13 protein-coding genes are annotated in these 14,627 nt (G+C 37.8%); 1 reads left to right on the top strand and 12 read right to left on the bottom strand.

Annotated features, from left to right (window positions below):
* Positions 1–5 precede the first annotated feature (5 nt).
* Both ACTWQM_RS07660 and ACTWQM_RS07655 read right to left on the bottom strand, forming a co-directional pair.
* The gene (locus tag ACTWQM_RS07660; RefSeq protein WP_443257591.1) at positions 6–1,670 is read right to left on the bottom strand and encodes a DAK2 domain-containing protein; all 1,665 of its coding nucleotides are present in this window, start codon (positions 1,668–1,670) and stop codon (positions 6–8) included.
* 306 nt (positions 1,671–1,976) lie between these two features.
* Positions 1,977–2,339, bottom strand: coding sequence for an Asp23/Gls24 family envelope stress response protein (locus ACTWQM_RS07655; RefSeq protein ID WP_443257590.1), 363 nt, complete (start codon positions 2,337–2,339; stop codon positions 1,977–1,979).
* A gap of 238 nt (positions 2,340–2,577) precedes the next feature.
* Here ACTWQM_RS07655 and rpmB point away from each other — a divergent pair, with 238 nt between their 5' ends.
* Positions 2,578–2,766 (top strand): 50S ribosomal protein L28, encoded by a 189-nt coding sequence (gene rpmB / locus ACTWQM_RS07650; RefSeq protein ID WP_092492992.1) that lies wholly within the window; start codon positions 2,578–2,580, stop codon positions 2,764–2,766.
* Between the two features lie 470 nt (positions 2,767–3,236).
* On the opposite strand, the gene spoVM is transcribed toward rpmB, so the two are convergent.
* From spoVM to coaBC, 10 genes are all read right to left on the bottom strand, one after another.
* Positions 3,237–3,320 carry a stage V sporulation protein SpoVM gene (gene spoVM / locus ACTWQM_RS07645; RefSeq protein WP_164670369.1) on the bottom strand — a complete coding sequence of 28 codons (84 nt, stop codon included), beginning with the start codon at positions 3,318–3,320 and terminating at the stop codon, positions 3,237–3,239.
* Between the two features lie 209 nt (positions 3,321–3,529).
* The gene (locus tag ACTWQM_RS07640; RefSeq protein WP_443257589.1) at positions 3,530–4,198 is read right to left on the bottom strand and encodes a thiamine diphosphokinase; all 669 of its coding nucleotides are present in this window, start codon (positions 4,196–4,198) and stop codon (positions 3,530–3,532) included.
* Between the two features lie 4 nt (positions 4,199–4,202).
* Entirely contained in the window at positions 4,203–4,865 is a 663-nt protein-coding gene (gene rpe / locus ACTWQM_RS07635; protein WP_443257588.1) for a ribulose-phosphate 3-epimerase, read from the bottom strand.
* Between the two features lie 2 nt (positions 4,866–4,867).
* A complete protein-coding gene (gene rsgA / locus ACTWQM_RS07630) occupies positions 4,868–5,752 on the bottom strand; it encodes a ribosome small subunit-dependent GTPase A (protein ID WP_443257587.1) in 885 nt (294 codons plus the stop codon).
* Complete coding sequence (gene pknB, locus ACTWQM_RS07625) at positions 5,753–7,756, bottom strand: Stk1 family PASTA domain-containing Ser/Thr kinase (protein WP_443257586.1); 2,004 nt, start codon at positions 7,754–7,756, stop codon at positions 5,753–5,755.
* A complete protein-coding gene (locus tag ACTWQM_RS07620) occupies positions 7,756–8,511 on the bottom strand; it encodes a Stp1/IreP family PP2C-type Ser/Thr phosphatase (RefSeq protein ID WP_443257585.1) in 756 nt (251 codons plus the stop codon). The genes pknB and ACTWQM_RS07620 overlap by 1 nt, the downstream gene beginning before the upstream one ends.
* A gap of 47 nt (positions 8,512–8,558) precedes the next feature.
* Complete coding sequence (rsmB, locus tag ACTWQM_RS07615) at positions 8,559–9,905, bottom strand: 16S rRNA (cytosine(967)-C(5))-methyltransferase RsmB (RefSeq protein ID WP_443257584.1); 1,347 nt, start codon at positions 9,903–9,905, stop codon at positions 8,559–8,561.
* A complete protein-coding gene (fmt, locus tag ACTWQM_RS07610; RefSeq protein ID WP_443257583.1) occupies positions 9,906–10,847 on the bottom strand; it encodes a methionyl-tRNA formyltransferase in 942 nt (313 codons plus the stop codon).
* A gap of 16 nt (positions 10,848–10,863) precedes the next feature.
* Positions 10,864–13,275 carry a primosomal protein N' gene (gene priA, locus ACTWQM_RS07605; protein WP_443257582.1) on the bottom strand — a complete coding sequence of 804 codons (2,412 nt, stop codon included), beginning with the start codon at positions 13,273–13,275 and terminating at the stop codon, positions 10,864–10,866.
* Entirely contained in the window at positions 13,272–14,480 is a 1,209-nt protein-coding gene (coaBC, locus tag ACTWQM_RS07600; RefSeq protein ID WP_443257581.1) for a bifunctional phosphopantothenoylcysteine decarboxylase/phosphopantothenate--cysteine ligase CoaBC, read from the bottom strand. The genes priA and coaBC overlap by 4 nt, the downstream gene beginning before the upstream one ends.
* Positions 14,481–14,627 lie beyond the last annotated feature (147 nt).

The following is a 14,627-nucleotide window of genomic DNA, read 5'->3' as shown; positions in this document are numbered from 1 at the left end:
CTTATTTATTCTACTGAGAAAATAAACGAATAAATCGGCTGATTCCCAATGTGTATTTCAATTTCCACATCTTCATATGTCTCTTCTATATACTTCTCAATTAATTCTACTTCTTCATCACTAGCATCCTCACCTTGAAGAATTGTGAGAATTTCATCGTCCACTGTAATCATTTCATTCAGCAATAATTTAACCGTTTCTATTTTATCTTGATTGGATCCTTTAATCTTTCCATCAGCTATACCCATAAAATGACCCTTCTCAATTGTAATACCATCAATTTGCGTATCACGTACAGCATATGTAACTTGACCCGTTTTAACTTGCGTACTTGCATCTTCCATTGCCTCTTTGTTTTTCTTTATGTCAGTATCTGGATGAAAGGCAAGCAATGCACTTATCCCCTGTGGAATTGTCTTTGTTGGGACAACTTCCGCATTGACTTCAGCTAATTCCGCAGCCTGCTCAGCAGCCATTACAATATTTTTATTATTTGGCAATATAAGTACATTTTTAGCATTAGCTTTTTCGATTGCATTTGTAATATCCTGTGTACTCGGATTCATCGTCTGCCCACCTTCGATTACAACAGACGCACCAAGACTTTCGAATAAAGAAGTCAATCCAGATCCCATCGCAACAGTTACAATCGCATAGTCAGCTAGTACTTCTGCAGCAGGTTTTGACTCCTGAGCCCCAACAATTGCTGTATGTTGCTCACGCATGTTTTCAATTTTCATATTAATTAAGCTGCCAAAACGTTGACCAAGTGTCATCACAGCCCCTGGGTATTCAGCATGAACATGAACTTTTGCAATTTCATCGTCTGCCACAACAAGGAGTGAATCACCATGCTCACTAAGTTCATTACGGAATGTTTCTTCATCAAATGGATTTTCACTTAATTTTTCTTCTTCAAACTTGACCATAAACTCTGTACAGTAACCAAATTCAATGTCGGATGTATCCATGAAATCCTGAGCTATTTTATGGTGCTCAGCATTTACCATTTTCTCCATTTCAGCTGCATCAGTTTCCTGTTCTGGTAATTCTTCACCTTTTAAAGCAGCAAGAAAGCCCTCATAAATTGTCAAAAGACCTTGTCCGCCAGAATCTACAACGCCTACTTCTTTAAGTACAGGTAAAAGATCTGGTGTACGTTTCAATGACGCCTTGGCTTCTTTAACCACGTCTTCCATTAAAGCGATTACATCACTTTCTGTTTTCGCTTCATTAATTGCTACTTTTGCAGCATCCTTTGCAACTGTTAAAATTGTGCCCTCAACAGGTTTCATTACAGCCTTGTAGGCAGTATCTACTCCATGATCAAGTGCATTAGCCAAATCTTTGGATGTTACGGTTTCTTTTTCTTCCAGTCCTTTTGCAAATCCGCGAAACAACTGGGATAAAATAACACCAGAGTTACCTCTAGCACCCATAAGCAATCCTTTTGCAAATGCATTGGCAATTTCCGACACATTTTCACTATTAATTTTCTTTACTTCACTTGCCCCCGATGTCATTGATAAATTCATATTTGTCCCAGTATCGCCATCAGGAACCGGGAAAACATTTAATGCATCTATTTTCTGGGCATTATTTGATAAATGGTGTGCTCCAGAGAGAACCATTTGCGTAAACGTTATGCCATCCAACGCTTGTACCTTCACAATTCTTCCTCCTCAAAAAACAAAAGCGTAAATGTCTCTAAATAGTCCTGTAACTTGATATTTTCAGGTTTATAGAAGTTGTTCAAAAAGTAGGTGAAAATGACACATCGAATTTCGTCGTTACCCCGAACTTTCGACGCACTGTACGTAGCTGACATAGCCAACTCGCCATTTTCAACCTCCTTTTTTGCACAAGCACTTAGAGACAACACTAAAAAAGTGAGTTTACTTATAATACTGGTGACCATACACGCTGTTGTTTTGTTTTCCAAATTTATTGTTTTTTAATCCATCAGAGACTTGAATTTAATCTTTTGCCACCCGGACACCCTGTATATAAATATTTACCGAGTCAATTGCAAGTCCTAATGATTTATTTAACGTATATTTAACTTGTGATTGAACATTATGTGCTACTTCTGAAATTTTTGTACCATAACTAACAATGATATACATATCAATATGGAGATGATTTTCTTCCTGTCGCACAATAACACCCTTTGAAAAATTCTCTTTTCGCAGAATTTCAGCTATTCCATCTCTAATCTGGCTTTTCGATGCCATACCAACAATTCCATAACACTCTATTGCTGCTCCACCAGCAATCGTCGATATAACATCATTCGTAATTGTCACTTGACCATCATTTGTATTAAGTTCAATGGACATTAATTTATCCTCCTCTAATACCCAATCATTATAAGGATATTTTACTACAACCACACACATTTTAAAAGCTTCAGACACACTTATGTGAAATATTATCCCTTATAACAATGGATGAATCATTCTGTTCTGTCAAGATATTTTTCTTTATATAATTTCCAATAACAATTGCATTCTAGCGATACATATGATAAATTAATTAAGTAATTATATGACACATGTCAGAGTAGGAGGGATTACCATGGCTAGAAAATGTGTTGTTACTGGACGTAAAACTCGCAGTGGAAACCAACGCTCTCACGCTATGAATTCCAACAAACGTAATTGGAAGGCTAATGTGCAAAAAGTTCGTATTATGGTAGATGGCAAACCTAAACGTGTTTACGTATCTACTCGTGCCCTGAAATCCGGTAAAGTAGAGCGCGTATAAATATACCTGAAATCAGAACAACCGAACATTAGTTAATAGCATAAAGGCATCCATTAAATTGGATGCCTTTTTACTTTGGCTCTTTTCGTAAGTTTTGTTGTTTTTTTCTTCATAGTTATTTTAAAATTACTCAACTTTCGCATCTATAGAAAAAGCTCAAACAGCTATCTTTGATAAACTCAGAGCATTTTTAAACAATATTGATAAAAGTTTTTTGTACACATAAGATATATGATGTGACACAGTATTAAAATAATTTTATGTGCGATGACATCGCTCCGGAAATACATTACGCGCACCGGCAAAGCTTAAGCCGGTTATCCTTAGTTTACGTCGGAGTTTGTATCAATTACGTTATGTTTTCATTACTTTGATAAAGCTTTTTGAAAACATTCCTAGCGCTTTTGACTCTTAACCTTGTCCAAAAAAAATAAGCTTCTGTCAATAGTATTGACAAAAGCTAGTATCCCCTACTTATCTTTTTTAAAAGTACCAATGACAACTCGAACAAATCCGCCAATAAACCTTGGGAGTTTAATAGTATAAAATTTCATAAGTTCTCCGCCTCCTCTGTATATTAGAAAACTTGGCTTATCGCCAAGCCCTAATGGCGAAAGCCTTAGATGCACTTATGCAGTAAGAAAGGAGTTATACTTTCTTAACTGCTTAGAAAACTTGACTTTCACCAAGCTTTTTGGAGAAAGCCTTAGGTGCATTTATGCAGGAAGCAAAGTTTCATTCTTCTCTTCCTGACAAACAAAGCTTACATTGGAATCGTATCTGACAAAGCATCACGACTCTTTATTATTAATAGTATGCCTTCCTTATACGAAAAAGTACCATAATTTGAAAGAAGCTTGTTTGATATACAGAGAGTAGACCCCCACTTGATCGACTGATTTTCCAATGGGTAATAAAACCCAGTCAGTGTTAACCCTTTTACATACTGGGTAAATGGAATAAAAGAAATGTTCGGGTAATTTTTATTTTGAGTAATTTCATAATTGCCCGGAAAGGTTAATTCAAGCTGATTTTGATTATCAGCAATAACTCCTTGAATATCCCGATCCACTATGGAGTAAAGTAATTGAATATTAATTAAAGCATGATCGAGACGGCCCCCGGTTACCCCGAATAAACAAATTTTTTCCGGTTGTAATTCATACGCCTTTGTGAGCGCTATTTCCAAATCGGTTTGATCCTTTTCGGAAGGATAAACTTCATATGAACCAGCATATGCCTGAACAGTGGCTTTTTCTTTATTATTTATAGAATCAAAATCTCCTACAGCATAATCAAGCGGCAAATTATTTTCTGCTAGGGTTAATGCTCCTCGGTCCGCTCCAATCCATACATCAACCACATCTTTATATAACGAAAGATCAGGAAGTAATTCTGTTGGACCGTTCCCCATTATTGCAACATATACCATAATGTTATTTCGCCTTTTCAATTGACCTGGTAATCTGATCTATTGCCTGGTGTCGGTTCGCTTGTTTAAATATTGCACTGCCTGCGACTAAAACATCCGCCCCTGCATCAGTACATAGTTTTGCGGTGTTACTGTTAACACCACCATCAACTTCTATTTCAAAAGAAAGGTTAAATTTACTTCTCCATTCAGCAACTTGCTCAATTTTTTGTACAGCGTGATGAATAAATGATTGTCCACCAAATCCAGGGTTCACGGTCATGATCAAAACCATGTCAACTTCATGTAAAATATTCTTCAGCATCTCCACTGGAGTAGCAGGATTCAATACTACACCGGCTTTTACGCCATTGTCTTTAATTAACTGTATAGTCCTGTGCAGATGTCTGCTTGCTTCCTGATGTACCGTAATTATTGACGCACCTGCTTGAGCAAACATTGGAATGAACGCATCGGGATTTTCGATCATTAAGTGTACATCCAACGGTAATTCTGTTTTTGGTTTTATTGCTTCAACTATTAAAGGACCGATTGTTATGTTCGGAACAAAATGACCGTCCATTACATCAACGTGGATATAATCCGCCCCACCTTGTTCAACATCCTGTACTTCGTCCCCAAGCTTTGAAAAGTCAGCTGATAAGATTGAAGGTGCTATTTTTACCATATTCAATACCTCGGCTTTCTTGAAAGAATTTCGTTTAAAAAACTTATATAATGCTCATAGCGCATAGCTGAAATCTCACCAGTTTCTACAGCTTGTTTAACAGCACATTTTGGTTCTTTATTATGCAAACAGCCACGAAATTTACAGTAAGGTTTTTGCTCACTAATTTCTGGAAAACATTCAACTAATTCATTTGCTTCAACTTTATTAAAATCCAGTGTACTAAATCCCGGCGTATCAGCTACAAGCCCATCAAAAACTTCTACCAATTCAACATGTCTTGTCGTATGCTTTCCTCTTCCAAGACTTTTAGAAATATCATCTGTCTTTAATTGCAGTAATGGATTAATCGCATTTAAGAAAGAGGATTTACCTACGCCGGACTGACCGGCAATAACAGATACATTCTTGGAGAAGTAGCTTTCAAAATTGCTTAATTCACTTAAATTTTCTTTAGAAGAAAGCAATTCTACCTGGTACCCTATTTGCCTGTATTCACTAACATAGCGATCAATAACTTGCTTTTGTTTTTCAGGGATAATATCCTTCTTGGTAATAAATAAGATCGGCTTAATCCCCTTTGATTCGATTAAGACCAAAAACCGATCTAATAGCAATGGATTAAAATCCGGCTTAGTGGCAGAACTTACAAGAATTGCTTGATCTATATTTGCTACCGGGGGTCGAACGAGCTCATTCTTCCTTGGCTTTACTTCCAACACATAGCCCTCGTCAGGATTATTTTTATCAAAGACTACGAAATCGCCAACAAGTGGTGTGATGTTTTTTTTGCGAAAAACACCTCTTCCCCTGCATTGATGGACTTCACCTTCAGACTTCACATAATAAAATCCGCTTATTGCTTTTATAATTCTGCCTTCTGCCATTTACTCACCTTCTACATCTTCATATCGAATTGATTTATCCTTAAAGAGTGTTCCATCACGGTAAACCTTATATTGTGCAATATTATCCGGGTTTATTGTAAGTGTAATGTGATATTCCTTATCTTCCGTTATCATTTCATCAATTTCCACATCCGAAATATTACGATTAGCATCACGAATATAAATTTTAACACTCTGTTTAACTGGCTCCTCCTGATTTTCTGACCCTTGACTTTCAGGATTATAAGGAACAGTAAATGTTACAGAATGATTTTTAGGCGGTTTTTCCTCAGCACCTTTTGAAATAAACAATTTAACAGTGTCACCTTTATCCATTTCTGTATTGGTTGCAGGGTCCTGGCGAATAACTTCGCCCTCAGATGTGGTATCGGAATACTCTTCTTCTATAACAGCAGACAGACCCTGGTCTTCTAAAGCTGCTATTGCTTGTTGTTCCGTCATTCCTTCGAAGTTATTCAAATAAATTGGTTTCGGCCCTTTACTTACTTCAAATTCTACTGTTGTCTCACTTGGCACAACTTCTGTGCCTTGTGATGGTTGTTGACTAATAATCTCACCAGATTTATTTTCATTATATTTTTCCTGTGGGTCAAAACTAGTAAAGCCTTTATCTTCCAGGACAGATTTAACCTGGTTATAGTCATCTCCAACATAATCACCAAAGGCAATTTTCTCTTTACCTTGACTAACAAATATTGTTACGGATGACTCTTCCTTAACTGTACTTCCGATCTCTGGGTTTGTTTTGATGACAATATCCTCTTCAACATCCTCTGAATACATTAATTCACGGTTAGTTTCCAAGTTAAGATCTCTAAGCTCTGTCAATGCCTCTGCATATTCCATGTCTGTCACATCAGGGATCACAACATCTTTGGGCTGCAGTAGATTAGTAATGATGAAAAAGGCTGCGATACCAAGCCCAAGTAGGACAAATAAAATGATGGAAAAAATAAGCCATTTTTTCTTTCGTTTCCGATTGCCTTTTTTAGAATCAGATTTATTATCATTATTTGTAAAATTTTTCGTACTCTCGTTTGCTGAATGAACCATTGTATCATCGTGCACATTATCCTGCAGCTGATTATCAGTTATGATCGGAATTGCTTTTGTTTCTTCTCCTGCTTCGCTAGGCGGGACATACTTTTCTTCATCAATTCTATTCGGATCAAGTGCAGATTCTAATCCATCTTCTAAATCATATACCGTTTCATACCGATGAAATGGATCTTTTGCAGTTGCCTTAAGTACAATGTTTTCAACGCTTTGCGGTACATCGGGGTTAAACCTTTTTACGGAAGGTGTATCGTTTTGCAAATGTTTTAATGCTATTGACACTGGTGACTGCCCCGAAAATGGTAAACGTCCTGTTAACAGTTCAAATAATACAATACCTAGTGAATATACATCGGATTTCTTTGTTGCCATACCTCCACGTGCCTGTTCTGGTGACAGATAATGAACAGATCCAAGTATTGAATTTGTCTGTGTCAGTGAGGTTGCACTTAATGCCACAGCAATGCCAAAGTCAGTCACTTTTACCCTTCCATAAGAATCGATTAGAATGTTTTGCGGCTTAATATCCCGGTGAACAATATCGTTAGCATGTGCATGTGAAATTGCAGCTGTTACTTGTTTCATAATATCCAATGCTTCTTGTACGTCGATTGGACCATAACGCTGTATGTATTCTTTGAGAGTCATCCCATCTACATATTCCATAACCATATATAAAATATGATCTTCTTCGCCTACATCATATATATTTACGACGTTTGGATGTGAGAGGCTTGTTGCTGACTGGGCTTCACGGTCAAAACGGGCAATAAACTCTTCATCATTGGCATAATCCAGTCGTAATACTTTAACAGCTACATCACGATTCAAAATAATATCATTTGCTAGATAAACGTTGGCCATCCCACCGCCGCCAATAGTTTCACCAATCTGGTAACGATCATTTAACAGGTGACCTTTTAACACTATGACTCACCTTCTTTCTCTGTTAAATCATGGTGTACAATTACAAGGGAGATATTATCCTCTCCACCCCGTTCATTTGCAAGTTTAATCATTTCGTCGCCTGATGTTCTGATATCCTGCTCCAATTGAGTGAACTCCAGAAGTTCATTATCTGTCACTTTATTCGTTAAACCGTCAGAACATAGCAAAAGTTTATTCCCATATTCCCACTCAATCGATATAGTGTCAGCTATGATATTTGTTTCAGTTCCCAAAGCTTTTAATAAAACATTTTTGCGTGGATGCTGATCGGCATCATCTTTACTGATTTGACCTGAACGCACAAGTTCATTAACCAGTGAATGATCATCTGTTAATTGCTGAAACCCGCCTTCGTTTAATATGTAGCAACGGCTATCTCCCACATGTGATACAGTAGCAAAATCATCTGTACAAATTGCTATTACTGCAGTTGTCCCCATACCCTGACACTCTTCCTTGCTGTTTGCCTGTTCAAAAATGGTATTGTTTATTTCCTGTACAGTAGCTGACAGCCATATTTCGGCCTCTTCAGGGGAGTTTAATAGCTTACATTCCTGCCATTTTTTCTGGATAGCCGATGTTGCCATTTGACTTGCAACGTCACCAGCTTGATGTCCCCCCATGCCGTCGGCCACTATTGCCAGCATTTGGTCACCTTGATTATAAAAGACTCCCCCGGAATCCTCGTTGTGGTTTCTTACCTGACCCTTATCTGTAAGAAATTGTCCTTTCATCCTATCACCCCATAAAGCAGTGCTATTGTAATAGCAAGTTAATTTGATTAAACCTTTTTTAGCCTTGTTAGAAAAAAGCCATCTGTGTAAAACGTTTGCGGATAAATCTGTAAGCCAATTTCTGTAAGCCCTGATGATCCTGTTATCATTTTTGGCAACTCATCAAACATGGATGTATCTAAGATGAAACCGGAATTTTTCTCTAAAAAAGTCTTTACTACATCTTCATTTTCTTTTTTATCCACTGTACAGGTACTGTAGATTAACAGTCCACCCTTTTTTAACAGTGGTGCTACATGTTCCAGTATATCATGTTGTATTTTTGATAAATGGTAAATATCTTCTTCTTGTTTATTATATTTTATGTCGGGTTTACCACGGATAACACCTAGTCCAGTACATGGGGCATCAACAAGGATTCTATCAAAACTTTCATTTGCATGTTTTTCCTGTAATTTTCTTGCATCACCTTGTTTGGCATCAATAATCGTCAAATCCAACAGATCAGCTCTGTCTTCAATTAGTTTTGTCTTTTTAGCATGCAAGTCATACGCATCAATCGATCCTTGGTTTTCCATTTTTTCTGCAATATGTGTCGCTTTACCACCTGGCGCACTGCAAGCATCCAACACTTCCATTCCGGGCTTCGCTTGGAGCATTTCTGCAACAAGCATGGAGGTTTGATCTTGGATTGATAAATAACCTTCTGAAAACAGCGCTGTCTTTAATACATTCCCTTTATCGATTATAATTCCCTGATTGGAAAATTTAGATTCTCGTATTTCAAATCCAAGCTCAGCAAGTTCGTTCATTGCCTTTTGCCGTGTTATTTTTAGAGGCTGTACACGTACAGATAATGCCTTTCTCTCGAGGTTAGCGTAGCACATATCCCTTGTAATTTCATTTCCATACATCGAAATCCACCGCTCTACAAGCCATTCGGGATGACTTGTTTCAATTGAAATACGTTTAGCAGTACTTTCTATTGCAGATGTATCAGGTACTCCTTTTCGCTGAACACTTCTAAGGACACCATTAACAAAAGAAGCAATCCCTTTATGACCTCTTGCTTTGGCGATTTCAACAGCTTCATGAATAACTGCATGATCCGGTACTTTATTTAAAAATATCATCTGGTAGACAGACATTCGAAGGACCATTCGAACCCAGGGCTGTATTTTTTTCTTTTTGTCAATAAATGCTTCTAGATAGTAATCTAATGTTAACTTGCGCTGGATGGTACCATAGACGATTTCCGTTAAAAGTGCCTCATCTTTAGGTGCAATCTTTCGGGATTTTATTTCATTATTAATTAATAAATGACTATAGCCACTGTCCTGCTCAATGCGCAATAGCAAGTCAACGATTGCTGTTCTTACTTGATAATCGCTCATTTAATCACCCATTTTAATGCCTGTCTTTATACGATCAGCTGATCCCTGAAGGTATTGTTTGACGGTCATCCGTTTTTTTCCTGCTGGTTGGATCTCGGTTATTCGAATTCCTTTTTGATTACCACAAACTACAACAAAAGCTTCATTCTCGATAATTTGAACAATTTCTCCCGGTGATCCTTTATATTCTTCATCATCCGGTTCTCCCCACCAAATTTTCATTACATCACCCTGATATGTCGTAAACGCGACTGGCCATGGATGCAAGCCTCTAATCTGGTTATAAACTTCATCATTACTATTGTTCCAGTCAATTTTTTCCTGCTCTCGCTTAATGTTCGTCGCAAATGTTGCTTCTGCTTCGTTCTGTTTGGCTGGATTTAAGCTTTGATCGAATAATCGCGGTAATGTATCAATTAATAAGTTTGCCCCTGTTCTGGACAACTTTTCGTGCATTGTCCCAACATTGTCAACTGTTGTAATTGGCTCCATTCGCTGTGTTAAGATGTCACCTGCATCAAGCTTCTCAGCCATATACATAATTGTGATACCAGTTTCTTCCTTACCCTGCAAAATGGCGTAGTGAATAGGCGCACCACCTCTTAATTCCGGTAATAATGAAGCATGTACATTAATACAGCCAAATTCAGGTGCCTCCAGTAATTCATTCGGTAAAAGTTGTCCATATGCAGCAGTTACAATTAAATCAGGCTCATAGGCAAGTATCTTCATATACTCATGTCTTAATTTTTCAGGCTGAAATACAGGGATTTTATGTTTTTCGGCTTCGGCCTTGACGGGAGTTGGTGTTATCACTTTTTTTCTCCCTTTTGGCCGGTCTGGTTGTGTCACAACTAATACGATTTCATACCCTGACTGTACTAGTGACTGTAAGATTGGTACTGAAAAATCTGGTGTACCCATAAAAACTATTTTTTTCATCAGCTAGTACTCCTTTCTACATCAATTGATATGGTTGCATATCTACTGTTATCAAAAGATCATTTTTTCGGACATCGTCATCAAATTGACGAATAGTTTTCCTTATTAATGTTCGTAAATTCGGTTCACTCTTGTATTTTATCATGCATTGATAGCGATATCTATCTTTCATGCGTGCGATTGGGGATGGCGTTGGTCCTAAGACAACTGTCTCCTCATTACTGATTTTGCTTAAAAGCAACTGAACAATTTTCTGTGCTGTCTGAACAACTGTCACATGATTTTGATGTGAGACAGTTATTAATACAAGAAAAACATATGGCGGATATTGAAATGTCTTTCGCGTACTCATTTCATTTTTATAAAATTCCATGAAATCATAATTACTTGCAAGTTCAATACTGTAGTGCTCAGGTGTATAGGTTTGGATTATTACTTCACCAGGCAAATCGTGTCTGCCTGCCCGGCCGCTTACCTGAGTCAATAGTTGAAACGTCTTTTCAGCGGAACGAAAGTCCGGCAGATGCAACATCGAATCAGCTGTAAGGACACCAACTAACGTTACATTTTCAAAATCAAGACCTTTTGCAATCATCTGTGTGCCCAACAATATGTCCGCTTCTTTATTGGCAAACTGATTTAGTATTTTTTCGTGTGACCCTTTTCTTCTGGTTGTATCCACATCCATCCTGACTACTCGTGCCTCTGGAATCAACTGTATTAATGATTCTTCAATCCGTTGCGTTCCGGTTCCAAAAAACCGGATTAAGTCACTTTTGCACGATGGACAGCTTGTCGGCATCGGCTCTTCATATGAACAATAATGACATTTTAATTGTCTGCTGTTTTTATGATATGTAAGGGCAATATCACAATGTGGGCATTCATTCACATGACCACAGTCTCGACACATAACGAATGTGGAATACCCTCTTCTGTTTAATAACAGTACAATTTGTTCCCCTCGTTGTATGCGTTGTTCTATATTTTCTTTTAAACTTCTCGAAAACATGGAACGATTCCCTTCGTGGAGTTCATTTCGCATATCAACAATATTAACCTTAGGCATTTCTTTTTCATTCGTCCGCTTTGATAATGTTGCTAGCTTATATACTCCTTTTTGAGCACGTGCATATGATTCAAGCGTTGGTGTAGCACTTCCCAATATAACAGGACATCGGTTATTTTCCCCACGATAAATAGCTACATCGCGTGCATGATAGCGTGGCTGGTCCTCCTGTTTATAGCTATTTTCGTGCTCTTCATCAATAATTATGATTCCCAGATTTTCAAAAGGGGCAAAAACAGCTGACCTTGCACCAACTACAACTTGTACTTCTTTCCGATGAATACGGCGCCACTCATCATATTTCTCTCCGCTTGATAGCGCACTATGTAATACTGCTACGTTTGATCCAAATCTTCCTTTGAATCGTTTCACCATCTGTGGTGTAAGTGAAATTTCCGGTACAAGTACAATAGCTTCCTGCCCTTTTTCAATTACATCCTGTATTGCCTGCAGGTAGATTTCGGTCTTGCCGCTTCCCGTTACACCATGTACAAGAAAAACATTATGCATCCCATCTTTAATATGTTGTTTTATTGGGGTTATTGTCTCTTGCTGCTGATCCGTTAATGTCAATGCAGTTGTCTGTTCGAACGATTTATCGTCATATGGGTTACGATAAATCTCTTTCTTTTTTGAAGTTAGCAGTTCTTTATCCAGCAAGGTCTTAACGGTAGAACTAGTTGTATTAAACTTTTTGGTTAATACATTTTGTTCTATTTCCTGTTGGTTATCGATAAAAAAGGCAAGCAGTTCTTTTTGTTTTCTGGCATTTTTGGATAAATCTTGAATTGCTTCTTCCAAAAGGTGTGGCTCACGATTAGGCATAATCATCGTGACATGTTTTTTAGTGATTTTTGACTTCACCAGATAATTAACAACAACATCTCCATCTTGTACCGCCTTTTGGATTTGTGAATAGCTAACTACTGAACCTGCTAGCTCTTCATAAGCCACAAAATCACGTCCTGCGAAAAAGGATTCTAGTTCATCTGATAAAGGGCCTTCTGTAACCCGTTCTAACTCTTTTTTATATTGTGCTTTCATAACCTGTGGCAGCATCGCCTGAAACGCAGTAATATATAAACTTAATGTCTGGTTTGCCAGCCATTTTCCCAAATCTAACAACTCTCCTGTAAGAACCGGTGTTAAATCAAGCACATCACTAATATTCTTTAATTTGTCAAAAGATGATTCACTTGTTCGCTCAACTACAAAACCCATGATCTTCCTTGGTCCAAATGGTACGATAACACGCATTCCTACCTTAAGAATGTCCTGAAATTGCACAGGAATCTTATAATCAAACGTTTGGTTAATGGAACTGGCTGGAACATCTACTATCACCTTAGCTATATTCACTTCGCTTCATCCTTCATATCATGTGCAATTAAAGTCATTAACTGACTGGCGACTTCATACTTGGATGTTAAAGGAATATCCTTCGGCTGCTGTGAATTGTTTACATACGTGACGATATTTGTATCCCCGCCAAATCCTGCTCCATCAACTGAAACGTTATTTATGACAATAGCATCTAAGTTTTTTTTCTGTAACTTTTTTATGCCATGCCCGAGTGCATCAGATGTTTCAGCTGCAAATCCAACAAGAAATTGACCCTGCTTCGAATCACCTAGGGATTGAAGTATATCTTTTGTACGTTCCATTTCAACCACCCAGTCATTAGACTGCTTTTTCATTTTCTCATCATAAACTTGTTTTGGGCGATAATCAGCTACTGCTGCTGCTTTAATTACGATATCATTAGCTTGAAATTGCTGGTGCATTGTCTCAAACATTTCTGCAGCAGTTGTTACGTCAATTCTATTAATATTTTTATTGGAGGTTTCAAGATTTACAGCACCTGCGACAAGTGTTACTTCTCCCCCCATATTCGCAGCAGCTTCTGCAATAGCAAATCCCATTTTCCCAGATGATCTATTGGTAAAGAAACGCACAGGATCAACCCTCTCCTGAGTAGGGCCAGCTGAAACCAATACTTTTTTACCGGTAAATAATCCATTACTTTTCTGGTGTTCTGCGACAGCATCGATAATACTTTCCGGCTCTTCCAATCTTCCCTTACCAACGTATCCGCATGCAAGATAGCCTGCACCAGGCTCGATAAAATGGTATCCCCATTCGTCCAGCTGCTTCATATTTTTGATTACTGCAGGATGCGCGTACATATGAACGTTCATAGCTGGAGCGATATAAACGCTTGCCTGAGTCGCAAGTAAAGTAGTTGAAAGCATATCATCAGCCAAACCATTAGCCATTTTGCCGATCATATTAGCTGTAGCCGGAGCTATTATCGCAATGTCCGCCCAATCAGCTACATCAATATGAGCTATTTTAGCAGGATTTTTTTCATCAAATGTATCTGTATAAACAGGGTTCCTGGATAGAGCCTGAAATGTTAATGGTGATACGAATTTTGTTGCACTTTCTGTCATCATCACTTTAACATTTGCACCCTGCTGTGTTAATTTACTAGTTAATGCACAAGCTTTATATACTGCAATACCACCCGAAACTCCTAAAAGTATATTTTTATTTCTAACCATACTTGCCCCCCTTACCTAAACCTAAGGTATATTCCTGGCAATACCATAGTAACTGCCTATTATGAATAATATACTCCCTATCAGTATTAGAGTTCTTTTCATATGCCAAATAAAACCCCCGCAATTGGTTGAATAGCGAGGGTCGTT

It is taken from the genome of Virgibacillus sp. L01 (genome assembly GCF_052246775.1).
Lineage (GTDB): Bacteria > Bacillota > Bacilli > Bacillales > Amphibacillaceae > Lentibacillus.
This window is presented reverse-complemented; position numbering and strand designations above follow the sequence as displayed.

What these genes read in the sequence shown, in the direction of transcription:
- ACTWQM_RS07655 (WP_443257590.1), bottom strand. Translation starts at nt 2,339, where the DNA reads ATGTCCATTGAACTTAATACAAATGATGGTCAAGTGACAATTACGAAT.
- rpe (WP_443257588.1), bottom strand. Translation starts at nt 4,865, where the DNA reads ATGGTAAAAATAGCACCTTCAATCTTATCAGCTGACTTTTCAAAGCTT.
- spoVM (WP_164670369.1), bottom strand. Translation starts at nt 3,320, where the DNA reads ATGAAATTTTATACTATTAAACTCCCAAGGTTTATTGGCGGATTTGTT.
- coaBC (WP_443257581.1), bottom strand. Translation starts at nt 14,480, where the DNA reads ATGGTTAGAAATAAAAATATACTTTTAGGAGTTTCGGGTGGTATTGCA.
- rpmB (WP_092492992.1), top strand. Translation starts at nt 2,578, where the DNA reads ATGGCTAGAAAATGTGTTGTTACTGGACGTAAAACTCGCAGTGGAAAC.
- rsmB (WP_443257584.1), bottom strand. Translation starts at nt 9,905, where the DNA reads ATGAGCGATTATCAAGTAAGAACAGCAATCGTTGACTTGCTATTGCGC.
- ACTWQM_RS07620 (WP_443257585.1), bottom strand. Translation starts at nt 8,511, where the DNA reads ATGAAAGGACAATTTCTTACAGATAAGGGTCAGGTAAGAAACCACAAC.
- rsgA (WP_443257587.1), bottom strand. Translation starts at nt 5,752, where the DNA reads ATGGCAGAAGGCAGAATTATAAAAGCAATAAGCGGATTTTATTATGTG.
- fmt (WP_443257583.1), bottom strand. Translation starts at nt 10,847, where the DNA reads ATGAAAAAAATAGTTTTTATGGGTACACCAGATTTTTCAGTACCAATC.
- ACTWQM_RS07640 (WP_443257589.1), bottom strand. Translation starts at nt 4,198, where the DNA reads ATGGTATATGTTGCAATAATGGGGAACGGTCCAACAGAATTACTTCCT.